Raw genomic sequence first — 25895 nt, forward strand, 5'->3', positions numbered from 1 at the left:
TGGCGCGTTTGATGCGCTGCTGCGCTGGCAGGGGCTTGGCAAGGGCCGTAGGCATCCAAGCGTTCGCTTTTCGTTCAATGGATGCAGCGCTCCCACTGCGGCAGGAAACCGAAAACGGGAAAGGGTATTCGCAATTTGGAAGAATCGCGCCCAGGTAAATCCCAACGGCGGCCATGCGCCTGCCATTCAATGATTCAGGAGAAACAATGACCTTGACGATGAAAAAGCTCGGCTCCGTGCTGGCAGCCTTTTTTCTCGCCCTGCTGATGCTGGTGCACGCCGATGCCGAAGCGCGCCGCATGGGCGGCGGCAGCTCCATCGGGCGCCAATCCAGCAATGTGACGCAGCGCCAGGCCACCACGCCGCCAGCGGCGCAGCGTGGCGCTGCAGCCAATGCCCAGGCGCGCCCGCGCAGCCCCATGATGGGCTTGCTTGGCGGTCTGGCCGCTGGCCTGGGTCTGGCCTGGCTGGCCAGCGCCCTGGGCCTGGGTGAGGAATTCGGCACGGTGCTGATGTTGCTGCTGCTGGGCCTGCTGGCCATGGCTGTGATCGGCGCCATCATGCGTTCGCGCAACCGCCCAGCCATGCAGGGCGCGGCCGCCGGCGGCAACCCGTTTGCCGGCATGGCCGGCAATGCCAGCCAGCGCAGCGCCCAGCCCTACAACCCGCGCAACGTCGGCAACGACGCCTCGGCCCGCCCGTTTGAGCAAGGCGGCTCGATGATCGGCTCGGCGCTGGCCGGCTCGCAGACCTGGGGCATTCCGCAAGGTTTTGACACCGAGGGCTTTCTGAGCGCGGCCAAGCGCAATTTCGTCAGCCTGCAAAAGGCCTGGGACGACAGCGACCTGCTGGCGCTGCGCGCCATGATGACCGACGAGATGCTGGCCGAGATCCGCCAGCAACTGGCCGAGCGCGATGCCAACAGCGGTGGCAAGCCCAACCACACCGAGGTCATCACCCTCGACGCCCAGCTGCTGGGCATTGAAGAGCTGGACGATGTCTACATGGCCAGCGTCGAGTTCTCCGGCATGATCCGCGAGGATGCGGCCGCAGGCCCGAATCCGTTCCGTGAGGTCTGGAACATGACCAAGCCCAAGAACGGCGGCTCGGGCTGGCTGGTCGCTGGCCTGCAGGCTCTGCAATAAGGCACCGACTGGCAGCTAGCCAGTTCAAATAAGAACGAAGAACGCGGCCATGGGCAAAACCCATGGCCGCGTTCTTTTTGCCCACCGGGCGCAAAGTGCATAACACGCTCTAATGCAGGCGCGTGGCCTGCGCCTGTGCTTGCTCGTCTGAGCCGAACAGATGCTGCCACAGCGCCAGGCCGACCTGCTGCATGGCCTGGGCCTGCGGCAGCGGCATGTGGCCGTGTTCTTCGTTGAGACGGGCTATGTGCTGGCTGCGCCGCATGGTGCGGTAGGCATCGGCTGCGGCCTGGCCCATGGGGGCGGGCAGCAGGCCTTGCTCCTGGGCAATTTGCAGCAGGGCGATGTTGCCGGCATTGCGCACCAGCTCGGGGTGCTGGCCGGAATGCGCCAGCACCAGGTACTGGGTGGCGAATTCGATGTCGATCATGCCGCCGGGGCTGTGCTTGAGGTCGAAGCAGTCGCTGGCGATGGGGTGGGCCTGGCGCATTTTCTCGCGCATGGCCAGGATTTGCGCGCGCAGCGCGGCGTGCTCGCGCGGGGCCTGGATGACGGCGCGGCGCACTTCGTCAAAGCGCGCGCGCAGCGCGGGCGAGCCGAGCACGAAGCGCGCGCGCGTCATGGCCTGGTGCTCCCAGGTCCAGGCGGTGTTGCTGCCGCGCTGCTGCTGGTAGTCGGCATAGGCTTTGAAGCTGGTGACCAGCAGGCCGGAGTTGCCGTTGGGGCGCAGCGCGGTGTCGATGGCGTAGAGGTCGCCTTCGGCGGTCTTGCTGCTGAGCCAGGCGATGAGCTTGCGCACCAGGTTGGCGTAGACCAGCGGGGCGTCCTCGTGCTCGTCGTCGTAGACGAAGACGATGTCCAGGTCGCTGCCGTAGCCCAGCTCTTTGCCGCCGAGCTTGCCGTAGCCGATGATGGCAAATTGCGGCGTGTCGCGGTGCTTTTTGCGCAGCCGCTGCCAGCACCAGTCGGTGGTGACTTGCAAGATGGTGTCGGCCAGCGCGCTGAGATCGTCGGCCACGGCCTCGACCGAGATGCGCTGCTCCACGTCGCGCGCCAGGGTGCGGAAGGTTTCGGCGTGCATGCCACGGCGCAGCACGTCCATCAGGGCCTCGTCGTCGTCCTCGCCCGTGCTGCGCAGCGCATCGTGGCGCCATTGCAGCTCTTTGGCGAAGTAGTCTGCGTCGAAGCGTTCGCTGAGCATGGTGCCGCTGGCCAGCTCATCGACCACGCCAGGGTGGCGCAGCATGTAGCGCAATGGCCATTTGGTCGAGCCCAGCAGCTGCAGCAGGCGGTTGTGGATGCCGGGGCATTCCATCAGCAGCGCAAAGTAGCTGTCGCGCCCGAGCAGCGACTCCATCCAGTCGCAAAAGCGCAGCGCCGCATCCTGCGTGATGGCGCCGCTGGCCAATTGTTCGCCGGTGGCGTGCAGCAGTGCCAGCACCCGGGTCATGGAGCCATGGCGCAGCGCCTCAAAGCGCGGCAGCTCTGGCCAGGATGCGAGGTGCTCTGCCATGGCTGGGGGCAGCTGGCGCAGCAGCTGGGGCCAGGAGCTGGGCGCGGCGTTGGCCTGGCTGCCATGCAGCGGCGGCGGGTCGTTGGCGGCATCGGGGGCGGGCTTGGCCTGCGCGTTGCCCGCAGGGCCGAGCCGCCGGCGCGACTTTTTGTTCGTGCCCAGAAGCGCCTCGAACTCCTGCGCCACGCACTCGCGGTGCGCGGCCAGCGCTTGCAGGTAGCTGTCGCTGCCCTCAAAGCCCATGCTGTGGGCAATCCATTGCAGATCCACTGCATCGGTGGGCAGTACATGGGTCTGCTGATCGTCCAGGTACTGGATGCGGTGCTCGCTCTGGCGCAGGAATACGTAGGCATCGTGCAGCCGCTGGGCTGTCTGTGGCGCCATCAGCTCGGCGCGGCTGAGGCGATGCAATGCCTCCAGCGTAGGGCGGCAGCGCAGCTCGGGGAAGCTGCCGCCGCGCACCACTTGCAGCAGCTGTACGGTGAATTCGATCTCGCGGATGCCGCCGCGCGCGATCTTGACATCATTGGCGCGCTCGGGGCGGCCTGCGCAGCGCGCATTGGCATGTTCGCGGATCTGGCAATGCAGCTCGCGCAAGGCATCGAACACCGGATAGTCCAGGTAGCGGCGGAACACGAACGGCAGTACCGCCTCGCGCAGCTTGCGCACGTTGGGCGAGCGCACGGCCGCCGCAGGCGCGACGACGCGGCTTTTGAGCCAGGCAAAGCGCTCCCATTCGCGGCCGTGGGTCAGGAAGTACTGGTGCAGCGCAGGCAGCGAACTCACCGGCGGGCCGGACTTGCCGTGCGGGCGCAACGCCAGATCCATGCGAAAAACCAGGCCGTGCTCGGTGGTCTCGCCCACCAGGGTTTGCAGCTGGCGCGCCAGCCGGCTGAAGTACTCGTGGTTGCTGATGACGCCGCGCCCGGCTGCGTCGCCGCTGGTCTCGCCATCGCGCTCGTACACGTAGATCAGGTCGATGTCGCTGGAGACGTTGAGCTCGCGCGCGCCCAGCTTGCCCATGCCCACGATCCAGAACTGCACTGCCTGGCCCTGAGCGTCCAGCGGCTGGCCGTGGCGCTGCTGCAGCTGCGCTTGGGCGTGGCCGAAGGCTTGGTCCAGCGCCAGCTCGGCCAGCTCCGTCATGGCCTGGGTGATCTCCTGCATCGGAGCGGCCTGCTCCACATCGCGCTCGACCAGCCGCAGCAGCGCCAACTGGCGCAGGATGCGCAGCGCCGCGCCCAGCGGCTGAGTGTGCAGCAGCGCCTGCAGGGCCTGCTGCATGCCCGCACGCGTGACCTGGCCCGGCGGCAGGCAGGGCAGCTCCTGCGCGTAGCGGCGCCGGATGCGTTGCACGAAGCGCGAATGGCCCGCCCCGCCGGGCAGGCCTTGCCAGGCGGGGCTGCTGGGGTTGGGCGGCGGCGTGGTGCAGAGATTCATGGCGATCGTGCAGATGGGTGCGGAAGATGGTCCGTATTGTCGGCCAGCGCACCGACGCACTGGTGCACTGGCGCGCCCAGGACCTGGGCTGATAATCGCCCCCATGAATCGTCCCCCCTTGGATGCGACCAGCCCCGGCGCGCCCGGCCCGGCCCAACGGGGCGGGCGTAGGCTCTGGCGCCAGGGTTTGCGCTGGCTGCGGTGGGCCTTGCTGGGGCTGTTATTGAGCCTGGCGTTGACATTGGCCTTGCTGCACTGGTGGCTGCTGCCGCGCATCGACCAATGGCGCCCGGCGCTGGAGCGCTACGCCAGCCAGGCCACCGGCCTGCAGCTGCAACTGGGCCGCTTGCAGGCCCAGACCGGCGGGCTGCTGCCCAGCCTGGTGGCGTGGGACGTGCAGGCCCGCGCGCGCGACGGCCGCATGGCGTTGCATGTGCCCCAGGCCAGGGTGGAGCTGTCCTGGCAGATGCTGTGGCGTCAGGGTGTGGCGGCGCTGGTGCTGCACCGCCCGACGCTGTACCTGAGCGCGGCCGCCAGCCCGGCCAGCGCGGCGGCCCCGGCGCTGGCCCCCGATGACGTCGCCACGGCGGCGCAGCCCGCGCCCAGCTCTTCTGCTGGCGGGGCGGCTGGGACGGCTGTGTGGCGCTGGCTGCAGCGCCAGCCCGAATTGCGCGTTGAGCAGGGCAGCCTGATCTGGCAGCAGCAACCCGCAGGCCAGGTTGGCCCGGCCCAGGTACTCTGGGCGCTGCACCACATCGACTGGCAGCTGCGTCACACGGCGCTGGGCAGGCACCAGCTGCAACTGTCGCTGGCCCCGCAGCCCGCAGAGCATGACGCTGCCGAAGATGCGCCCGCGGCGACCGTGCGCATTGAGGGCCAGTGGCGTGGCAGCTGGGGCGGCGCGCAGCCCGGCCTGCCCGATGGGCGCTGGCAGCTGCAATTGCAGGCCGTGCCGGTGCAGCAGTTGCAACCCATCTTGCAGACTGCCTTGCAGTGGGCCGAACAATGGGCCCAGCAAACGGGCAGGCCTTGGCCGCAGGGCTGGTCTGCCCTGGCGCAACCGCAGGCCGTCAGCGGCCAGATCAATGCACAGCTGCAGTTGCGCTTGCGCCAGGGCCAGCTGGCGCGCGCCGATGCCAGCGTACAGCTTGGCCAGTGGCAGTTGCGCGATGCCGACGCGCCTGCCGCGCCGCCGTGGCTGCATTGGGAGCAGGCCCAGGCCAGCTTGACGCTGCTGCGCCAGGATGGCGGGCCGGGCACGCAATGGCATGTGACGCTGGAGCCCATGCAACTGGCGCGCGGCCGCTGGCAGTGGCGCAGCGGCCCCATGCAGCTGTCGCTGCAGCTGGCGCCCGGGCAGCACTGGTCGGACTGGCGCAGCGCCCAGGGCCAGCTGCAATGGTCTGAAGTGGATCTGGCGCCGCTGGCGGCCCTGCTGCAGCCGCCGCAGCCCACAGCCGCGCGTACCGCGCCGGCCTGGCGGCAGCGCTGGCAGGCCATGCAGCATGCGCTGGCGCGCTGGCAGCCCACAGGCCGGCTGCAAGAGCTGGAGCTGAGCTGGCAAGGCAACGCAGCGCAATCCACACCCCAACAGCAGTCCCAACAGCTATCCCCGCCAGCAGCGCCAGCCTGGCTGGCAAATGCGCCCCAGCACTGGCCCCGGCACTGGCAACTGCGCGCGCAATGGCAGCAGCTGCAGCTGGGCATGCAGGACGAGCGCCTGCCGGCCGCAGTGGCCGGCCTGAGCGGCACGCTGCAGGCCGATGCCCGGCAAGGCCAGGCCACCTTGAGCATGGCCTCGGGCGCTGTGCGCCTGCCCAGGCTGTTTGAGCCGCCCCACATCCCCATTGAGCAACTGCAGGCGCAGCTGCACTGGCAGCGCGACGCACAGGGCCTGTGGCAGCTGCAGCTGCAAGCGCCGCAGCTGGCCAATGCCCATGCCCGCGGCCAACTGCACCTGCACTGGCGCAACTCCACGGCGCAGGAGGTGGCCCGGATGAAACCGCGCAAAGGCCGCCAGCCGGGGCCCTGGCCCGGGCATCTGGACCTGCGCGCCAGCCTCAGCCAGGCCGATGCCACCGCCGTGTGGCGCTACCTGCCGCGCAGCATCCCGCAGCCCGTGCGCCACTATGTGCGCGATGCCGTGCGCCAGGGCCGATCGCGCCAGGTGCAGTTCGAGGTGCGCGGCCCGCTGCACGAATTCCCCTTCGCGGCTGCCGCATCAAGGTCGGTCACCGCCGCCAGGGCCGACGGTGCGCTGTTTCGCATCCAGGCCGAGCTGGAAGACGTGGCCCTGCGCTACCTGCCCCACGCGCTGTTGCCGCCGGGCACGCTGCCGCTGGCCTGGCCGGATTTGCAGGCCCTGGCCGGCACGCTGGTGTTCGAAGGCCAGCAAATGCGACTGCAGGTTCGGCAAGGCCAGCTGCAGGCTGCGCCACAGGTGCGCTTGATCGAAGGCCAGGCGCGCATCGATGACTTGACGCATGCCCATCTGCAGGTGCAGGCGCGGGCCCAAGGGCCGCTGCAGGCCCAGCTCAACGTGCTGGCCAGCACCCCGGCGGCGCGCATGACCGGCCATGTGCTGGACACGCTGCAAGGCGATGGCGCGGCGCGCCTGGAGCTGCAGCTGGACATCCCGCTGGAGGCCGCGGCAACGCGGGCCGGGGCGCAGCCCAGCGTGCAAGGCCGTGTGCACCTGCAGGGCAACCAGCTGCGCTGGTGGCCCCAGGTGCCGCAGCTGCAACAGGTGCAAGGCAGCGTGCAGTTTTCCCACCAGGGCTTTGCGGCACAGGATTTGCAGGCCCAGGCTTTGGGCGGGCCGCTGCGGCTGACGCTGGCCTCACAGCCGCTGCAGCCCGGTCAGCCCTTTCGCACACGCATTGAGGCGCAAGGGCAGCTCAGCGCCGACGGCCTGCGCCAGTACGCCGCCCAGGCGCTGGGCCAGGGCGCGGCCCAGGCCTGGCTGGCGCCCCTGCACGGCCAGAGCAGCTACCAGTTGCAGGTGCAGACCGTGGGCGAGCGCGCCTACATTGACCTGTCCAGCGATCTGCAAGGCCTGGGCAGCCATTTGCCTGCGCCGCTGGACAAGCCCGCCGCCAGCGCTGAGCCGCTGCGCCTGTGGCATGCGCCAGCGGCGCAGGCGCAGGGCGAGGAAACCCTGCAACTGCAATGGGGCCAGCGCCTGTACGCCCGCTACCGCCTGGCGGCCCCAGCCAGTGCGGCCGATGCCGCCAGCGCGCCAGCGGCCAAGGACGCCAGCCCGGCCAGCACCAGCGAGGCCAGCGCTTGGCGCGTGCTGGGCGGCGAGGTGCTGATCGGCGCCTTCAGTGCCGATGAACGCCGCCTGGCGGCCTTCATCCCCAACAGCTTCGCGCCTGCACCCATCAGCCCACGGGTGCGCGCCACCATTGCCTGGTCGCAGTGGAATGCCTCGGCCTGGCTGCCCTGGCTGCATGCGCTGACGCAGCCGCAGGCCGCGCCTGCCAATGCGCCGCCGCCTGGCCTTGACGCCGTAGCCATGGCGCCATCCGCGCCATCTACGCCACCAGCCTGGCAGGCCTTCGTGCCCGACGTTTGGTATGCCAAGCTGCCACGCCTGCAATTGGGGGCGGTGGGCTTTGACGCCGTGCAGGCGCAGGTCTACCGCAGCGATGGCGAGCGCCGCCACTGGGTGGCCAGACTCAAGGCGCGCCAGGCCCAGGGCACGCTGGAATACCACCCGGACTACCTTGAAGGCACCGGCCTGCTGCGTGGCAAAGTGGCCTATCTGGAGCTGCCCGCCACGCTGGCCGAGCAGCAGGGCGATGGCAAGCCCGCCACGCTGCAGGCCCCTCAGCCCACGCAGCCCAGCGGCGCAACGCCCAACTGGGCCGATGTGACGCACCTGCCGACCGTGGATTTGGAAATCGAACGCCTGTTGTTTGCCCGGCGCGACTGGGGCCGCGTAGCCCTGCAGGCTGTCAACCAAGTACAGGCCGGAGCGCCCAGTGAATGGCGCATCAACTACCTGACCATGACCACCCCCCAGGCGCGGCTGACCGCCAAGGGCAGCTGGCGCGATGCAACGCGCCAGGGCCAGCCCAGCGCCTTGCTCAGCGGCCGCAAGCAAATGGACATGCGCTTCACGCTGGAGATGTTCGACGCCGGCGGCCTGCTGGCGCGCCTGGGCATGCCTGGCGTGCTGCAAGGCGGACAGGGCCAGCTCGACGGCCGGCTCTCCTGGAGCGGCTCGCCGCTGAAACTGGATCTGCCCAGCCTGGGCGGCGCGCTGCACCTGCAGGTGCGTCGTGGGCAGTTCCTGCAGGCCAGCGCCGGCGCGGCGCGGCTGCTGGGCGTGCTCAGCCTGCAGGCCTTGCCGCGGCGCTTGAGTCTGGACTTCCGAGACGTGTTCAGCAGCGGCTTCGCTTTCGACTTCATACAGGGCGACGTGCGGCTGGAGGGCGGCCAGGCGCGCACCAACAACCTGCAGATGAAGGGCGTCAATGCCGGCGTGCTGCTCGAGGGCGTGGCCGACCTCGTGGCCGAAACGCAGGACATCCAGGTCGTGGTCGTGCCCGAGCTCGACGCCATGACTGCCTCGCTCGTGGCCACGGCCATCAACCCAGCCGTGGGCGCAGGCACCTTCCTGGCGCAGTTCTTCCTGAGCAAGCCGCTGGCCGAATCGGCTGCGCGGCAGTTTCACATTCACGGCACCTGGAGCGAGCCCCAGGTCGAGCGCCTGGCCCGCCCGGCTGCTGCGGCGCAGCCACAGCCCGAGTCGGGCGATGCGCCGTGATGGGCTTGGCGCGAAGCGGTGCGCGGCTCTTACATAATGTCTCACTTGTGACGGGAGTATCGATCTTCTGGAGACTTGCTTGGGTACGAACACGCTGATTGCCGATCTTCGCCATCTGATCAAGGATGAGCAGACAGTGGCCTATGAGCGGCTTTATCGCATCTGGGAGCGGCCGTTGGCGCAAAAGCTGCAACAGGGCTGGACGCAGGGTTTTGCAAAGCTGGAGCAAGGCCCGGATGCGGGCTCGTTGTGGGCCTACCCTGATGCCTCAGAGTCGCGCTTTCGCGAAGGCGATCTGCTGTGCCTGCATGAAGGCGATGCACTGGAGCCACTTTGCAGTCGGTTGATTTTTGAGCTCGAAGACGATGAGCGCTGGCTGCTGCGTGGCAAATTCGCTGGCGCTGCCTGGGCTGCTTACAGCGGTGGACGTTGTTTTGCAGATCCCGATGCCATTGATTTGACGCCCTATTACGAGCAGGCTTTGCAAGATATCGTGGCTTCGACGCTGGGGCAGGAGACGATCTTGCCCTTACTGTCCGGTGAACTGCTGCCCGGCTTTGATGAGGCCGACATGGAAGAAGGCTTGTGTGTGGCCTACAGCGAGGGCTTCAACAGCCAGCAGGCCGAGGCGGTGTCTTGGGCGCATGCGGCGCACCATGTGGCCTGTATCCAAGGGCCGCCAGGCACAGGCAAGACTCGGGTGTTGGGTTTGATTGCTCGCATGGCTGTGGAGCGTGGTGAGCGGGTGCTGGTGACATCGCACACGCACATGGCCATCAACAATGCACTCAATGCCATTCATGCTCAAGGTGTGCCTGTCGTCAAAGTAGGCCGGGCCACGCAATGTAAAGCGCTGAATAGGGCCATTGAGTGTGTTGAAGGTTTGGATGATTGGTCTGAGCGGCCACAAGAGCCGGGAGCGGGCTACGTGGTGGGTGCGACACCTTTTGCCACTTGCTCAGCGCGCTTGGCAAATTACAGCTTCGATACTGTCATTTTCGATGAGGCCAGCCAGGTGACACTGCCGCTGGCTTTGATGGCCATGCGCAAGGGGCGGCGCTATCTGTTCGTGGGAGATCAAAAGCAGCTACCGCCCGTGCTTTTGTCGCGCTCAGTGCTCGACAAAAGCGATGCCTCGGTCTTTGCGAAGCTGGCCTCCACTGAAGCCGATCACCTGATCATGCTCGATGAAACCTATCGCATGAACCAATGGTTGACCCAATGGCCGAGCACGACCTACTACGCGGGCCGCTTGCGTGCAGCCGGGCCGAATGCCCAGCGCTGCTTGAGTCTGCCAGCCATTGCACAGCAGTGGCAGCCGGTGTTGGGCGATGAAGCATCCATGGTTTTTATCCCTACGCGTGATCTGCGAGCGCGAACAATCAACCAGGGTGATGCACAGCTGGTGCTGCAGCTGTGTAAAGCATTGGTACAGGCGGGGCTGGCCCTTGAAGATATTGCGGTGATCAGCCCTTACCGAGCCCAGGGGCGTGCAGTGCGCAGCCTGTTGAAGGCCCATTGGGGCGCAGAGGCCGCGCGTGCCATCGTGGTGGATACTGTCGAGCGCATGCAAGGGCAGGAGCGTGAGGTGGTAATTCTGTCTCTGACCAGTGGTGATCCGCTGTTCATTGCCACGATGGCGGAGTTTCTTTTCCAGCCCGAGCGGTTGAATGTTTCCATCACCCGCGCCAGAACCAAGCTGGTCGTGATAGGGCCAGAGCTATCGCGGGCGTTCGATTGCAGCAGTGCGGCTGTTGCGCGGTGGGTGCAGCAATATCGTGACTTGCTCACGCAATGCAAAAAGGTAGTGCTGTAGCCATGGCCATCTTTATCCCGGAAAAGCTGGGCATGGCAGGCGCTAAAGCGTTGCAAATCAAGCGTGTACTGAGCCAGCTTGATGACGCGCATGTGGTGCGCATGCCGCTGGCGCGCCAGCACAGCTCACAATGGTTGCCGGACTTTTTGCTGCAGCGAGGGCAGGACTGGTTGGTCATCGCGATTTCTGAAGTGCCCTTTTCCGCCTTGGCTGAAGAGCAGCTGTTTGGTGATGCACAGCGCAAGGCTTTCGATACTTTGCTGGCCGGTCTGCAAGCTTTCGCCGACGATGCGTTGGAACCCGATGAGAGGCCTTTGAAAAAGCTGGTGCTGATGTGGCAATGCAGTACGCAGCAGGTGCAGCACCTGACGGCGCATTGGGGCAGGTCATGTGGTGTGATTTTTCTGTCGCGCGATGCCTTCAAGGCAGGCGGCGCACAACTGATCGCGCGCATTCTTGAGCCTCTGAGTGCACGCCAGTCACAGGCCATACTGGCGCGTTATTTTCCAGAGGCGCACATACATCCCATTGCAACAACGCGACGTCTGTTTTGCCGCGACAACTCAGCAGCGCTGGAGCAGTATTTTCTGGATTACGACCAAGAGTGGGCTGCCAAGCTGGACTTGGAGCCGCCCAAGGAACAAGAGGCCAGCAGCAAAGATTTTTCCCTGCGCCTGATCAACGGCGTTGCAGGCAGCGGCAAGACATTGATTGCCGTTTCGCGGGCATTGCTGTTGGCTGAAATGCACCCGCAGCAGCAGGTGCTGTTACTGATCCATAACGCCCCGGTGGTGGCTGATATTCAGGCCAAGTTGGCACGTATGCGGCGTGCGTTACCTGCCAACTTGCAAATCAGCACCTTTTTTGCCTGGGCCAGAAAGCAATGGAAGCGCTTGTACCAAGGCGAGCCACATTGTGTGTCATCTCATGAAGCTTTGATGCTGATTGCCCGACACCGCAGTTGCTGGCCAGAGCTGACGCAGAGCAACTCTTTGCTGCTGCAAGAGTTGGACTTCATTAATGAGTCGTTGTTGACCAGCGAACAGGCCTATTGCAAAGCCAATCGGGCCGGTCGTGGCTTTGGTTTGCGCGAGAAGGAACGGCTGGCTATTTGGGCCTTGCATCAGGCAGTGACGCGCCATTGCGGGGAGAAAGCCATGCTGTGGAGCGCCCTGCCAAAGGCGATTTGCCTATCGCCTGAGCACAATCGGCTGCAGAAGGCGGATCACATACTGATCGATGAGGCGCAATTTTTTGCCCCGTCGTGGTTTCAGGCAGTGCGTTTGAGTCTGCAGGAGCATGGCAGCTTGTTCCTATGCGCTGATCCGAATCAGGGTTTCATGAAAAGCCGTTTGAGCTGGAAAAGCGTGGGATTTGAGGTGGCTGGGCGTACTAAAAAGCTGCGCCGATCCTATCGGACGACTCAGGCCATTTTGAGTGCGGCCAACCAGCTATTGCAGCATGGCGCAAGCGGTGATCCAGATGACTATTTACAACCTGATATGGCGGGCATGGAGCCGGGATTGCCGCCGCGCTGGCTGCACTGCGCAAGCATGCAAGATGCGATCGACAGGCTCGGCAACGAAATCCATGCTGCATGTTCCAGCGCCGGAGTGCAGCTCAATGACATGCTGGTTGTGTATGGCGACCGCGTTCATGCAGCCTCGTTGTATGCGCAGCTGAGCCGGCGTTTGGGCGCTGATGCCGTCTGGTGGTTCAACAACACGCAAACCAGACGCAGGCCCCCCAAAGGTTATGAGAAGCAATATTTGCGCATGAGCAGTGTCGAGTCGGCCACAGGTCTAGAGGCAGGTGTGGTGTTTCTTGTGGGCATGGAGAGCTTGCTGTCAACGGCGGCAGAGAACGGGACAGCGGATGACCATGAACAAAAAGCGGCAGAAACTGAAGAGCGCATGCGCAAGCTTTATATGGCCATGACCCGTGCAGGGCAGGCGCTGGTGCTGCTGTCCACGGAGCCAGCCAGCGCGCTGCTTTCTCAAGCGCTGAACCACTCGGGCAGAGCGCAGGTGCGAAAAACACAGCCATGAAAAAGCCCGCCAGGCGGCTCTGGCGGGCTTTGGGGTGGCTGCAGGCCGATCAGCGGCGGTACTGCGGGTACTGCTGGGGCGGCTGCTGGTATTGCGGCTGTTGCGGGTAGGGCTGCGGCTGATACTGCGGCGGCTGTGGCTGCTGGGGCTGGGCCTGGGCCGGCTCACCGACGTAGATTTCCACGCGGCGGTTGCGCGAGCGGCCTTCGGCCGTGGCGTTGGTGGCCACTGGCTCGTGCGAGCCGCGGCCATCGATCTGGATGCGCTGGGCCGCCACGCCGCGCGCGATCAGGTATTGCCGGGTGCTTTCGGCGCGGTTGAACGACAACGGGTTGTTGATGGCGTCGTTGCCGGTGCTGTCGGTGTGGCCGACGATGACGATGTCCGTGCCTGGGTTGTTCTGCAGGCTGAAGGCGAATTGGTCCAGCAGCGGGGCAAACTGCGGTTTGATCTCGGCGCGGTTGGTGTCAAACGAGATGTCGCTGGGAATGTTGAGCTTGAGCCGGTTGTCCTGCGTCTGGGTGACGACCACGCCAGAGTCGGCCATGGCGCGATCCATTTCGGCGCGTTGGCGCTCCATGCGTTGCGACCAGACATAGCCGCCCAGCCCCCCCAGCGTGGCGCCGATGGCTGCGCCGCGTCCATCGCCCGCAATGCCGCCGACGACGGCGCCCGCAGCGGTGCCGATGCCGACGCTGGTGGCGGTGTAGCGTTGGTTGTCGCTCATGTTGGCGCAGCCAGCCAGCAGCAGGCTGGCGGCTGCGGCGGCAGCCAGCAGGGGGCGAGTGGCGCGCAGTGCGGTGGTGGTTGGGGTCATGTCTTCCCTCCAGAGAAAGTGATGCGGATTGGCGTGTGGTTGGAACAGGTTCTTAGGTGCAGGGGCAACGGCCCGGGGATGGGCTTTGCCCATAAAGCCTTGTTGCCCAGCGCGGCACAAATTTTGGTTTGTGCCGAAATGGTTAACAGGCTCTTATGGATAATCCGCCTGCTATTTGGCGGCCCCAGGCCATGGGCGCTGAGTATGCGCAGCATGCCGTGAACGCGCCAGTGTCGTCAACGGTTGTCAGAGTCTGTGCAAAATCTTTGCCCGGCGGGCAAAAAAGTTACTTTGGGCTGGTGCGCATTGCGATGTGGCGCTGCTGGTGCACAGTTCATGCGTTATTTGAGGGCCTTGATGGCCCAGGTTGTTGTTCATGTCCGTACGTTTTTTTCCCGGCATTTTGGCAATGGGCCTGGCTGCCTGGCTGGCTGGCTGCGCCGCCCCGAAGCCGGCGCCGGCACCGGTGGTGCCGGCCCAATCTGGCGCGCAGGCCCAGCCCAGTGCGCTGCCAGTGCTGATGCCCCATCCCATAGGCCCCAGCGTGCATCGCCCTGGCGCACTGTGGACGCCGGTGCCATGGGGCGATTTGCCCGGTTTTGAGCAGGATGCGCTGGAGCAGGCCTGGGCGGCCTGGCTGCACAGTTGCAGTGCGCCTGCGCCCAGTTGGCGCCAGGCCTGCGGCGAGGTACAGGCCCTGCGCACGGCCGACGATGCGCTGCGCCGCGCCTGGATGCGGCGCAGCTTGCAGCCCTATTTGGTGCGCACGCCTGAAGGGCGCGACCGGGGCATGCTCACGGCCTATTACGAGCCCGTGATGCGAGCGCGGCGCATGGCCGGCGGCGGCTTTGGCGTGCCGTTGTATGCCTTGCCCTCAGGCTATGCCAATCAGGGGCCGTGGTTCAGCCGCCAGCAGATCGAGATGGGCCACCCGGGCGCGGCCACGGCCCTGGCCGGGCGCGAAATCGCCTGGTTGGAAGACCCGGTGGATGCGCTGGTGCTGCACATCCAGGGCTCGGGCCGTTTGATCCTGCAGGAGCCCGATGGCGCCATCCGCCATGTGCGGCTGGCCTATGCGGGCACGAACAACCATCCGTACAAGAGCGTGGGCCGCTGGCTGCTCGAGCGCCGCCTGATCAGCGATGCCAGCTGGCCGGGCATCAAGGCCTGGGTGCAGGCCAACCCGCATCGGGTGCAGGAGATGCTCTGGAGCAACCCGCGCTACGTGTTTTTCAAGGAAGAGCCGCTGCCGCCCGAGGCGCAGGAGCTGGGCCCGCGCGGCGCCCAGGGCGTGCCGCTGACGCCGGGGCGCTCCATCGCTGTGGACAAGCGCAGCATTCCTTATGGCACGCCGGTTTGGCTGATGACGGCCGGGCCGGTGCTCAACGAAAAGCGCCTGGTGCTGGCGCAGGATACGGGCAGCGCCATCGTCGGTGCGGTGCGCGCCGATTATTTCGCTGGCCGGGGCCCCGAGGCCGGTGAGCTGGCCGGGCGCGTCAAGCAAGATCTTTACCTGTGGGCGCTGTGGCCCAAGGGCGTGCCTTTGCCGTGAAAGCCGCTGCGCGCGCCTGTACAGAATCCGCGTGTGGCCGTGCGCTTTCGGTTGGCGCCGGAGCGCGTGAACAGGCGCTCATGTGGGCTGTGGGCAGCAGGCGGCTGCCTCGGCCTGCAGCCATTGCCGCAATTGCAGGCAGGCCGTGCTGGCCTCTGCCCAGGGCACGCGGCTGAGCAGGTGGTAGCTGGAGCCATCGCGAACAAACCCTTGCGGCGCATGCAATTGCCCGCTGGCCAGCGCGTCGTGCACCATCAGCACCGAGGCCATGGCCACCCCCAGGCCTGCTGCAGCGGCCTGGATGCTCAGATAAAAGTGTTCATAGTGCTGCGCCTGGCCCGCTTGGTCTGCTGGATTTGAAGCCTGGCGCAGCGCGCGGCGCGTGCTGGGTGTCGTCCCTGATACTGTTGGTGCTGCCTTTGCCGCGTGGCTGCCGCTGGTGTGCAGCCGCTGCCAGGCGGCCCAGGCATCGGGGCGCGTGGCCGTATGCAGGCGCCGCGCCTGGGCCAGGCCGCTGCGCGGCCATTGGCGGTTGCGGCAGACCGGGCCAATCCACTCATCGCAGATCTTGCTGGCATGCACGCTGGCGCTGTCCCACGCGAAGTCGTTGCGGCGCAGCGCCAGATCGACTCCGCTGCGCTGCAGGTCAATGGGCCCGCCAGCGGCCAGCAAATGCAGCGAGATGTCCGGATATTGGCGCTGAAACGAGGGCAGCCTGGGGATGAGCCAGTTCATGGCCAGCGTGGGCTCGCAGGAGAGCGCCAGGCGCTGGCTGTCCGGGCGCTGCCGCAGCTGCTGCAAGGCGCCATCCAGTTGCGCGAAGGCCGCTGAGGTCGTGGCATGCAACAAGCGCCCCTGGGCGGTGAGGAACACGGCCCGGTTGCGCCGCTCGAACAGTGCCACGCCCAGGGCCTGCTCCAGCTGGCGGATCTGCCGGCTGACGGCGCTGTGGGTGACGTGCAGCCGCTGGGCGGCCTGGGCAAAGCTGCCGGTCTGCGCGGCAGCATCGAAATAGCGCAGCGCCGCCAGAGGGATGCGCGAGAGCGGGGAGTCTGCAGGGCCAAGCACGATGAAAATGCACGGATCAAGGGGCGTAAAAATCGCTTTTCCTCCGCGCTCGGGCTGCAGATACTGCGCGCCTTCGTATCACTGGAGGAATCGCAATGCAGGCAAGCATGAGAGCCTGTTCACAGTCTCGGCCCAATGGGCAAAAAGAGCGGATTGGGGCGCTGCCCGGGCGGCGATTGTGCCAGCCGCCGCACGCCGCGCCGCGCTGCGGCGGGCAGGGGGCGAGCCATGCATGAATGGTTGGCCGTGATTGGCATCACGGTGCTGGCGGTGATCAGCCCGGGGCCGGACTTCGCCATGATTGCGCGCACCAGCTACCTCTTCGGCCCGCGCACTGGCGTGATCGGGGCGCTGGGCATTGGCGCTGGCGTGCAGGTGCACGTGTGTTACACGGTGTTGGGCGTGGCGCTGCTGGTGCTGCGCTCGCCCTGGCTGTTTGCATTGCTGAAGCTGCTGGGCGCGGCCTATCTGGTGTTCATGGGGCTGCAGGCGCTGCGCAGCAGTTGGCGCGCTGCGGCACCAGCACAGGCGGCCGAGGAGCAGCGCCAGGCCCCAGCCGATCAGGCGCTGAGCGCTGTCGCAGCGTGGCGCATGGGCTTTTTCACCAACGCCCTCAACCCCAAGACCATGCTGTTCGTCGTGGCGGTCTATACCCAGGTGGTGCATGCCGATACGCCGCTGGCGCGCAGCCTGGGCTATGGGCTGTTCATGTCGCTGGCGCACATCGTCTGGTTCAGCGTGGTGGCGCTGTTTTTCTCCGCCCCAGCCATGCGCCGCGCGCTGCTGGCGCGCCAGCGCTGGGTCGATGGCGTGATCGGCGCGCTGCTGTTGCTGCTGGGCGTTTCGCTGCTGTTCGTGGCGCGTGGCCAGCCGGGTTAGCGCAGCCAGCCGATCGCTACAGCCGCCCGTAGCTGTGCAGCCCGCCCATGAGCAGGTTTTCACTGGGTCAATACAAGCAGCTGGGCATTGAGTACCGCCTGAGCAGGCCCAGAACGCCTCAGACCAACGGGATGGTGGACGCATCTCGGATGTATTCAGGAGCACCGCTTCACCGATGGACAGGACATGCTCCAGTCGGTTGAGCGCTATGTGCATCGAACAACCACCAGCTGCCGCGTCGGCGTTGCATTCAAGAGCCACCCATGTAGGCCATAAAGGCTTGGTACAGTGAAGAGCCTGAGCTGTTTCACAGGCAACCCAGAGCATCCAAGAGTCCGGGATACGACAACTATCGAGTTTGGGTTAACCCGAGCCTGATTGTGCTGTTTGCAGGCAACACTTTTACCAGTCACGTATGGGATGCATACCACAATCTTTCTCTTGTGGCGCGACGCCAGGCTGACTACATCGAGTCACCGTAACCCTTTCCCATTGGAGCTTGACAAGTTCAAAGAGATGTGCGGATCGACGGATGCGAGAGCTTCAAGCTGGTGGCAGACCGTTAAAAAGCATGCGCTGAGGTGCAAGCAGCGCAGATTGTCAAGGTTGCGTTTCTGTCAAAAGATGACCAAATCAAATTTGCGAATAATTATTTTAGGCCAGGAGAGCTAGGGCTACAGTGGAGAGAAAAAGAATCCCCACAACGAAAAATTTTTGTTTTACATTTTTTTCTCCAATTAGAATTGCGGAAAGCAGAAATCCAATAACTAGGCTGATTCTGCGAAAAACTGATAAATAGGTGACGTTGGAGTTTGGGTCATTAATTGCTAAAAAGTATATCCACTCTGCAGCTACCCATGACAAGCCAACGAGTGGAATCCAAAAAGACCATTTAGGATTATAAATTTCCGGGTTATTATGGCCGGCCCATACAAGAAGCAGTCCCGACAAAAGAAGGCGGTGAATAGCAGACCATGCTTGAACGGTTACTGATGATATTCCAAGTTCATGGATAATAAATTTGTCATATACTGTCGTCATTGCAGAGAGTATTGTGGCCAGAAGCATCATCAACACAGGCCCAGAACGCATTATTCGAATGCCCTCAGCTTGGCCAAGCTGCGAAAGAAAAAAGTAGGCTGCAATAGTAATTGAGATAATAGAAAGCTGAAAAATCGTCAAGAATTCTTGAAAGACGATTGCTCCACCTATCATTGTCCATAAGGGGCCTGAGGCGCGCATCGCTCCTGAAAAAGACATTGGCAGCTCACGTACAGAATAGTAAGCGAGTAGCCAACTACCCGTCATCATGATTCCTTTTAGAAGAATTATTATTTGATCATTTATGCTGGTGTCAGATAATAGGATATGGAATTTTGTTCCTTCAGTAATTGGTAAAAATGCGACTAGCCAAGCTAGCGCGCCGAATAGTGACGACCAAAAAACGATCGTTATTACCATATTTCCGGTCATTGCTTTCTTTGTCCAATAATCGTACAGACCAAGAACCACGCCGGCGAGAATGCCAAAACCTATCCAATTCACGATGTCAAACGAGAAAAAGCATCTATATTTTCTTGTAGATGCATAGGAGATCCTGTTCCTGTTAATATGACGCTTCCTGTAGGGAGGGGTGAATTCAATATGAATGCGAAGGCTCTTTTAATTTGATCGGGGGCGGCTAATTGCCCCATGGCAAGCGGGCGATTTATCAATGCCTTCATATTGTTCTTGGCGAGTTTATGGAAGATGTTTGAGAATATGATATTGTTTGCGTTAAAAGGAAATTGAAGCCATTCGAATAATCCAGTCTGAATGGCTAGTTCTGCAGTTGGCAAATCTGAAACGGAAGCTCCAAACGATGAAATTCCAAGGTCTTTTGCATATTGTATAGATTTTAATAAATCCGTTGAGCGTAGAACTTCAGGATTGGTTTTGTGAATTTGCAGGACGTCAATTTTCGTTAGTCGTTCCAAACTCAAGTCGATGCTGCGGCGCATTTTATCTGCTTTGTGACAGACCTGAGTTGTCCGGTTTTCAGATTGCCATAGTTCACCAACTTTGGTTAAAATGATAATCTGATTACGCTCTTTCTTGGGAAGCTCTGATAGAAATGTGCCGAGAATCTTCTCACTATCTCCATAAGCAGGAGCTGTATCGAAATAGCGAATATTCGATGCTATGGCTCTCTGTAGAAGCCGTAGCGCTACCTCATGTGGTGGTGGAGGTGCATTGCGTACCCCCCAATGACGGCCTATAGAGAGTAACCCAAGCCCTAACTCTATGCTTGTCGGACTCATGCTGTGTTTGGGTGGTAGAAAAGTTGAGATTTCATTGAGGCGGCTTCGAAATCGCCTTGGGCAAAGATTACATGCCCCTTGGGGACGAATAAATTGCGTGCATAACCCTGGCCTTTCAGCACACCAGCACGTTGATCTGGCCTTTTGTCATTAAAAGATCCTCCTGCCTCAAGATAACAGTTGTCGACGGTAATGGCTCCGAGTATTTGTGAACCATTTCCAAGCTGACTCTCTCCAAAGACGGATACACCGCCAAGATAGCGGCCATGGCATCCAATAGTGATATGCGATTTTGCTCGATTCGTTTTAGCAACAAATCCACCTTCACCAAACTGATTGCCGTCCCCAATGATGATGTCGCCATAAGTGGCAGATATTGATGTGCCTGGATAGAATATATTTTTCTCTCCTACTTTAAACACGGCATCCCCTTCGAGTAAGAGGCATGTAGAAGGGTAGATCACATTGCCACTTCCTATGGAAATCCCCTTAGATATCAGGGTGGAGAATGGGTCATAAATTGTGTTATGAGATGATAAGGCTATAATTTCATCAAATGAAAGCAAACCAGAAGCTATCCGCGCCTTATCCAGTATATGGAGATTAATAGCCATCATGAAACTCCTATGCTAGGGTGTGGTTTGGGAGTAATTATCACAAGGCCTCGGAGATATTTGGTTATCATCTATTTCATGATGAATCATAGAAACCAAAACATCAGTTAAATACGGTGTTTCTGTGAGCTTTCCGGGTAATGCGATGATATGACCTGGAATTGGCTCTTGAATCGCTACATTTAAAGATCGAGCGGTATTTTCATGATCGAGAAGGTCAACTTTGACGCAGGATATATCCATTGATGATGGGTCGTTCCAACTTGGGAAAATGCGGCTGATTCCTTGGCGCAAATTTTTTGCCCTACTAAGAATAACATCGTAGCTAGGACTTTCGCAGAGAATTGCGTCCTCGTTGAATCCTATGACGGAAAATTCGCCATGGTGCATCATTGCTGCTTCTTGTGGGTCAAGATAAAAAATGCCCATTGGAGCAAGTCGCCTAGTAACTACTAGATGACTTTTCCAATAACGCATTGGTATCTCGAAATTATGAAGTTTGGAATATATAGACTTGGTTCCTGCGCCTGTTGTATAAATGATACGCTGACCGCTTAAAGATAGGCGTTCTCCGAAGGGGTCTTCTACGTCAAGAGTTAATCCCTCGCTTCGAACTATTGTATGGTTTATAAGAAATTTGCAACCTATGGCCTTAGCCATTGAGAATAGCTTTCTATAAAGAAGTCTGGTATTAATCGAAACATCTTTCACCTCGAATAAGGCAGCGGCTCTGGAAAAGTCTCCGCTTGGTACAAGATGTGTTGCTTTTTCTGAAGATATTTGCTTGAAAGCGACGTCAGCTTCTTCCCAGCGGCTGATTACATCATTTAAGCGATTTCCATCCCTGAGTAAAGCTATAGGATTTTTATCAGCATCTTCAATGGCCTCTGGAGCAAACCTTCTCAATTGCTCGTGTCCGTATATACAGCGCTGAGCAACCTGTAACGCATTTATCCGATCGCGAATTGATATTGCGTGATAAGAGCCTCTATGTAACCATCCTTCATTTCGTGTGGATGGGCCTGATGCAAGTAAAGACTTTTGTTCTAACACAACAACAGAAAGGCCAAGTTGACTCAATTTAAGAGCTGCCATCAACCCAGCCGCTCCAGCCCCTACGATGATGATGTCATATTTTTTGGTCATTTTTCTCAATAAACGCCGTTGAAATAAATGGAGCAATGAGCATGTCATCGCAGAAAGAAAAACTGTTGCGCATAATTGATGTCTAGATAAGTTTTTCTAGGAAATTTATCACTCTGTGTTGACGTGCCCAGACAGGTGGCGAGTGCTTTCTTTATTTTTAATAAAGTCCCGACCGTAGTACATAGGTCAAATATTATGCTGGCAAAAGCACTTGCCCATAAACCAACTCGTTATGTGGCAGATGACCTAGATGGTTCAATGGAGTCAAGATCATATGTCAAAGTCAACAGGAAGCCAAAGACACTTTCTTGTGGATAAGATGCCCAGAACTCGATGAAGAATGAAGGTCTGAGCGAACAACGCTGCAATTATCCACAAATAGGAGTCTCACTGTGACAAATCCCCTTCGATTTATTCACAAAGTCGCTTCCTCTCGTGACAGATGGCCTATGCCTCGGCCTTATTCGCGGGGGCGTGCCCGCCCCCTGTCCGCCGTTACGCGGCTCGAACTCGACCTCCTGGGAGAGAGCAGGCCCTTTCCCCACCGCCTTGGGGGGGCGCCTGGCGGCATTACTTGCTCAGTTAGTGCTGGCCTGGGCAGAGGCCAGCCCAGAAAGAGTTTTGGGTTGCTGGTTGCGGCCCTGGCGGGCCTGAGGCTGCCGCGGTGTCAGTGCATGGCTTACTGTGGTGCCACTTGATAAAGGCTAGCCCTGCCCCGGTTGCTTTCGGGTTTTGTGGAATGTATGACAGCTTCAGTCAGCCCAAAGGGGGTGTCGCCTGTTCGGCGCTCGTCCTGCGGACTGCGCTCCGCGTGTGGTCTCCATGCCGAAAACCCTTTGTGTCGGCTGTCCCCGCCGTCCTGATCGTCCACCCCGAAAGCACTCACCGGAGCAGGTCTCTCAAGGCCCTCAACAAGTACCATCATAGAAAGGAGCTTCCTATGTGGCGCACATCGTCTGGTTCAGCGTGGTGGCGCTGTTTTTCTCCGCCCCAGCCATGCGCCGCGCGCTGCTGGCGCGCCAGCGCTGGGTCGATGGCGTGATCGGCGCACTGCTGTTGCTGCTGGGGGTGTCGCTGCTGTTCGTGGCGCGCGGTCAGCCGGGGTAGCGCCGCCTGCTGATCGCTACAGCCGCCCGTAGCTGTGCAGCCCGCCCATGAGCAGGTTGACGCCCAGAAAGGCAAAGCCCGTCAGCGCCAGGCTCAGCAGCGCCCACCAGGCCAGCCAGGGGCCGCGCCAGCCTTTGAGCATGCGGCTGTGCAGCCAGCTGGCGTAGTTGAGCCAGACAATCAGCGCCCAGGTTTCCTTGGGGTCCCAGCTCCAGTAGCGCCCCCAGGCCTGGTCGGCCCAGATCGCGCCCAGCACAGTGGCCAGCGTGAAGAAAGCAAAGCCCAAGGCAATGCTTTGATAGAGCAAAGTGTCCAGCAAGGCCAGGCTGGGCAGGCGCTGCGCCACGGGGCCGCGCCAGGCCATGATGGCGCTGGCCGGCACGATGGCCAAGCCCAGACACAGCAGCCAGAAGTGGGGCTGGTCAAAGCCCATGGAGCGCATGCTGCCCAGCAGCAGCGGCACCAGGCACAGGGCTATGCCCAGCAGCCACAGCAACGCTTGCGCCGCAGGGCTGATGCGCTGCTGGGCATGGTGTTTGAGCAGCCAGGCAAAAGCCAGCGCGGCGGCCAGCGTGAAGCAGCCGTAGCCGATGAAGTTGGTGGGCACGTGCAAGGCCATCCAATGGCTTTGCAGGGCCGGCACCAGCGGGCCGATGGCATGGCCCTGATGGGCCGCGCCATGCCACAGCAGCAGGCCGGCGGCGGCGCAGACCAGGCCCAGCGCCAGGGCCCCGATCTGGCGCAGGCTGCGACAGCGGCTTTCGCCATAGAGGTACAGCGCCGTGGTCAGCCAGCAAAACAGCAGCAGCACGTCGTAGAGGTTGCCGATGGGCAGATGGCCCATGCCGGGGCCCAGGCCGTGGCTTTCATGCCAGCGCAGCAGGCTGGCGCTCATGCCCAGGGCGCACGCCCCCCAGGCCAGGCGCGAGCCCCAACGCTGCAGCGCGGCGCTGCTGCGCCGCGCCCACAGGGCCAGCCAGTGCAGCAGCGTGGCCAGACCCAGCAGCAGGCACATGCCGGCCACGTAGCGCTGGTTGCCCGCCAGTTGGTGCAGCAGCGGATCGTCGCTGCCCAGCAAGGCCATGGCTGGCAGAACCAGTACGGCCACGGCCAGCGCCAAAGCCTGCAAGCTGCGCCAGTGCTGGCCCAGGGCAAAGACCAGCACTGCCAGGCCCAGCAGCAGGGCGTGCCCGGCCAGCGCCATCTGGCGGCCGTGTTGCAGCCAGATGGCCGCGCAGGCTGCGCCCACGCACAGCGCGAACAGGGCGCTGCGCCAGCGGGCCTGCGCCATCGGCCTGGATGGGCGATTGGGGGTGGGGTCGGCAGGGGTCATTCGGGTTTGGTCGTGGTCGGGCCGGCAAAGGCTTGCAGCAGCAGGCGGCGCAGCTGGTCGAAGTCCTGCCCGGTGCTTGGGCCGGCGCGCGGGCAGCTCATGCCCAGGGTAGCCTGGCTGCACCCTGCAGGCGCGGCCTGCAGCCAGATCCACAGCCGCCGCTCGTGCACGAACAGCAGCAGACCCAGGCCCAGCACCAGCAGCAGGCAGCCGGCGTAGACCAGGCCGCGGCCTGGCGCCTGGCTCACCTGCAGGATGGTGGCGTATCGGGGCGTGAAGTCCTCCAGCATGAAGAACAGCGGCGCGGGGTAGTCCTGGGCGGCGTCCAGAGCCAGTATGGCGCTGCGCAAAAAGGCGTCGGTATAGGCGCTGTCAGGCGGCATGGGCGGCAGCCCTGCGGCCTGGCGTTGCTGCTGCAGCATGCTCAACAGCAGTTGCGACAGCAGTTGCAGCAGGCCCTGGCTGGCAGCCTCTTGCTGCGCAGGCCCAGTCTGGCGCTGCGTCAGCTGGGCCAGTGCGGTCAGGCCGGCCACGCTGGTCGCGCCGTCAGCGCTTTGCCCGGCAAACAAGGCCAGTACATGACTGGCAGAGCGCTGCAGCTCAGCGCGCGTTTGGGCGCTGGCCTGGGGCGGCAGGTGGTGCTGGGCATGGCGCTGCGCGGCGCGCTGGCGCTGCTTGGGGTCGTGCAGGCCGTGTAACAGACCCAGGATGCTGTCCAGGCCGCCCAGCTCGTCCTGTGGCAGGCGCAGGTAGGTAAAGGGCTGATCTGGAGCGCGGCGCACGCCCAGCAGATACACCGGTACGCCATCGTCCAGTTCAAGGGCCTGCATGGTGTTTCGGCCTTCAATGGCCTGACCTGCTGCATTGCGCAGGCGGTATTGGATGGCCGGGCCGGGTGGCGTCTGGGGCTGGTTTGGCTCGTCCTCCAGGCCAGTGTGCAGCCGCAGTTGCTCCAGGCGGTAGCCAGCCAGCCCAGGCCAGGCTGGCAGCGCCAGGGCATCGCCGCTGTGGGCGTTGAGCGGGGCAGCGGGCACGGGCCGTTGCAGGCCCAGCGGGCGCAGGCGCAGCTCGGAGCGGTGTTCTTCAAAGCCGGTCTGGTAGACGTCGATGCCTTGCAGGCGCAAGGGCTGGTTCACGGCAATGCGATGTTGGCTGCTGGCCGCGCTGCCTGGCCGGTGGATGCGCACCAGGCTGCTGAACATGCTCGGCTGGCCGTTGGCATGGCGTGCGATCTCGAAATGCTCCAGCTCGATGGCAAAGGGCAGTTGCTGCACGAAATAACCGGCGGCCTGCCTTTCGAGCAGGGCCAGCGCGCTGCGCTCGCCCTCGGCCAGGCGCAGATGGCCGCGAAACGCATGGCTGGCGGCGGGCAGGCGGTGCGGGCTGGCAATGGCCTGCAGCTGCTCGGGCTGCAGGCCTACCGGGCCGGGCCAAGGGCTTTGGCCTTGCCGCCAGGCGTGGGTGCGCAGCGCCAGGCTGCTGTCCTGCAGCGCGCCCAGGCAGATCAGCACGATGGCGCAATGTGTGGCCAGGTAACCCAACCGGTGGCCTGCAGCGCCCTGCTTGGCTGCCAGCAGCCAGTAGTCGGTTTCGGCCGGGGCCTCGGCCTGATGTGGGTGTGGCTGGGCTGGGCGCTGTTGCACTTGCACCTGCCAGCCGCGCTGGCGCAGGCTGTTGCGCATGTGCTGTGCCAGATCGCTGGGATGGCCGGCGCACATGGCTTGGGCGCTCCAGGGCAGGCTGCGCAGTTGTTGCGGACGCAGCGGCAATCGGTAGTCGCCCATGGCGGCCAGGTAAGGGCGGGCATTGCGCAGCACGCAGGCGCTGGTGCTGAGCAGCAGCAGGCCCAGCAAGCCCATGAACCACCAGGCGCCGTACACGTCGTGCAATTGCAGGCGCATCAGCAGCGTCCCCCAGAAGGGGCCCCAGCTGTGCAGGTAGTGTTCTGCCGATTCGCGTTGCGGCAGCAGCGTGCCCAGCAGTGCGGCCAGGCCGATGAAAGGCAGCAGTGCAACGGCAAAGCGCATCGAGGTCAGCTCGGCCCAAAGACGTTGGCGCAGCGTGCGCAGGCGCTGTGGCAGCCACCTGTCCAGCAAGGCAGCGATGCCGATCAATGGCAGCAGCACCGCGCCCAGCAGCAGCCAGGCCAGCACTTGCAGCAGCGGCGCAAGCCTGGGACGTGGCGTGGCGGGAGGCGGGGAAGGCAGGGGGGCAGGGAGCGTTGGCATGGCTGGCCAGTCAGAGCGCGCGATGCAGTCTGCGCCCTTGCCGGGGAGCAGACTGCATACACAATTAATAGTGTATCGGCGCGCTGCTGGCAGGGCATACTGCGCCACCATGACT

At 62.8% G+C, this 25895-nt stretch carries 16 protein-coding genes and 1 pseudogene; 8 read left to right on the forward strand and 9 right to left on the reverse strand.

The annotated features are described in order from the left end of the window. Positions 1–218 precede the first annotated feature (218 nt). Positions 219–1145, forward strand: coding sequence for a Tim44 domain-containing protein (locus CLI93_RS06320; RefSeq protein ID WP_095542099.1), 927 nt, complete (start codon positions 219–221; stop codon positions 1143–1145). Positions 1146–1254: 109 nt separating this feature from the next. Here CLI93_RS06320 and glnE read toward each other — a convergent pair whose 3' ends face one another. Further along, positions 1255–4098, reverse strand: coding sequence for a bifunctional [glutamate--ammonia ligase]-adenylyl-L-tyrosine phosphorylase/[glutamate--ammonia-ligase] adenylyltransferase (gene glnE / locus CLI93_RS06325; protein WP_095995901.1), 2844 nt, complete (start codon positions 4096–4098; stop codon positions 1255–1257). Between the two features lie 103 nt (positions 4099–4201). Here glnE and CLI93_RS06330 point away from each other — a divergent pair, with 103 nt between their 5' ends. From CLI93_RS06330 to CLI93_RS06340, 3 genes are all read left to right on the forward strand, one after another. After that, positions 4202–8872 carry a YhdP family phospholipid transporter gene (locus tag CLI93_RS06330; RefSeq protein ID WP_172425530.1) on the forward strand — a complete coding sequence of 1557 codons (4671 nt, stop codon included), beginning with the start codon at positions 4202–4204 and terminating at the stop codon, positions 8870–8872. A 79-nt stretch (positions 8873–8951) separates the two neighbouring features. Then, positions 8952–10688, forward strand: coding sequence for a DEAD/DEAH box helicase (locus CLI93_RS06335; protein WP_095542102.1), 1737 nt, complete (start codon positions 8952–8954; stop codon positions 10686–10688). A gap of 2 nt (positions 10689–10690) precedes the next feature. Beyond that, positions 10691–12736, forward strand: coding sequence for a DEAD/DEAH box helicase (locus CLI93_RS06340; protein WP_095542103.1), 2046 nt, complete (start codon positions 10691–10693; stop codon positions 12734–12736). A 49-nt stretch (positions 12737–12785) separates the two neighbouring features. Here the strand turns inward: CLI93_RS06340 and CLI93_RS06345 are convergent, their stop codons facing one another. Further along, positions 12786–13553, reverse strand: coding sequence for a YiaD family glycine zipper/OmpA-like lipoprotein (locus CLI93_RS06345; RefSeq protein ID WP_095542104.1), 768 nt, complete (start codon positions 13551–13553; stop codon positions 12786–12788). Between the two features lie 376 nt (positions 13554–13929). Between CLI93_RS06345 and mltA the strand changes: the two genes are divergently transcribed. Next, the gene (mltA, locus tag CLI93_RS06350; RefSeq protein WP_095542105.1) at positions 13930–15105 is read left to right on the forward strand and encodes a murein transglycosylase A; all 1176 of its coding nucleotides are present in this window, start codon (positions 13930–13932) and stop codon (positions 15103–15105) included. A gap of 78 nt (positions 15106–15183) precedes the next feature. Here mltA and CLI93_RS06355 read toward each other — a convergent pair whose 3' ends face one another. After that, complete coding sequence (locus CLI93_RS06355; protein WP_095542106.1) at positions 15184–16173, reverse strand: LysR family transcriptional regulator; 990 nt, start codon at positions 16171–16173, stop codon at positions 15184–15186. A gap of 228 nt (positions 16174–16401) precedes the next feature. On the opposite strand from CLI93_RS06355, the gene CLI93_RS06360 reads away from it, so the two are divergent. Continuing rightward, entirely contained in the window at positions 16402–17052 is a 651-nt protein-coding gene (locus CLI93_RS06360) for a LysE family translocator (RefSeq protein WP_095542107.1), read from the forward strand. A 380-nt stretch (positions 17053–17432) separates the two neighbouring features. Next, positions 17433–17724, forward strand: a pseudogene (trfA, locus tag CLI93_RS15540) (plasmid replication initiator TrfA). On the opposite strand, the gene CLI93_RS06365 reads toward trfA, so the two are convergent. From CLI93_RS06365 to CLI93_RS06380, 4 genes are read right to left on the reverse strand one after another with little or no spacing between them, the layout of a single operon-like run. Then, on the reverse strand, positions 17707–18597 hold the full coding sequence (locus CLI93_RS06365) for an EamA family transporter (RefSeq protein WP_143326029.1): 891 nt from the start codon (positions 18595–18597) through the stop codon (positions 17707–17709). The pseudogene trfA and the gene CLI93_RS06365 overlap by 18 nt on opposite strands. After that, positions 18594–19352 carry an aldo/keto reductase gene (locus CLI93_RS06370; protein WP_095542109.1) on the reverse strand — a complete coding sequence of 253 codons (759 nt, stop codon included), beginning with the start codon at positions 19350–19352 and terminating at the stop codon, positions 18594–18596. The genes CLI93_RS06365 and CLI93_RS06370 overlap by 4 nt, the downstream gene beginning before the upstream one ends. After that, positions 19349–19969, reverse strand: a complete 621-nt coding sequence (locus tag CLI93_RS14795) for a hypothetical protein (RefSeq protein WP_143326027.1) — start codon at positions 19967–19969, stop codon at positions 19349–19351. Before CLI93_RS14795 ends, CLI93_RS06370 begins: the two co-directional genes overlap by 4 nt. Before the next feature lie 12 nt (positions 19970–19981). Continuing rightward, on the reverse strand, positions 19982–21112 hold the full coding sequence (locus CLI93_RS06380) for an FAD-dependent oxidoreductase (protein WP_172425532.1): 1131 nt from the start codon (positions 21110–21112) through the stop codon (positions 19982–19984). Between the two features lie 942 nt (positions 21113–22054). Here CLI93_RS06380 and CLI93_RS06385 point away from each other — a divergent pair. After that, positions 22055–22219: a LysE family transporter gene (locus CLI93_RS06385; RefSeq protein WP_095542112.1), complete on the forward strand. Its 165-nt coding sequence runs from the start codon at positions 22055–22057 to the stop codon at positions 22217–22219. Between the two features lie 16 nt (positions 22220–22235). On the opposite strand, the gene ccsB is transcribed toward CLI93_RS06385, so the two are convergent. Beyond that, positions 22236–23552: a c-type cytochrome biogenesis protein CcsB gene (ccsB, locus tag CLI93_RS06390; protein ID WP_095542113.1), complete on the reverse strand. Its 1317-nt coding sequence runs from the start codon at positions 23550–23552 to the stop codon at positions 22236–22238. Then, positions 23549–25780: a cytochrome c biogenesis ResB family protein gene (locus CLI93_RS06395; RefSeq protein ID WP_172424249.1), complete on the reverse strand. Its 2232-nt coding sequence runs from the start codon at positions 25778–25780 to the stop codon at positions 23549–23551. Before CLI93_RS06395 ends, ccsB begins: the two co-directional genes overlap by 4 nt. Positions 25781–25895: the final 115 nt, after the last annotated feature.

Source organism: Vandammella animalimorsus, assembly GCF_002288875.1.
Taxonomy (GTDB): domain Bacteria; phylum Pseudomonadota; class Gammaproteobacteria; order Burkholderiales; family Burkholderiaceae_C; genus Lampropedia; species Lampropedia animalimorsus.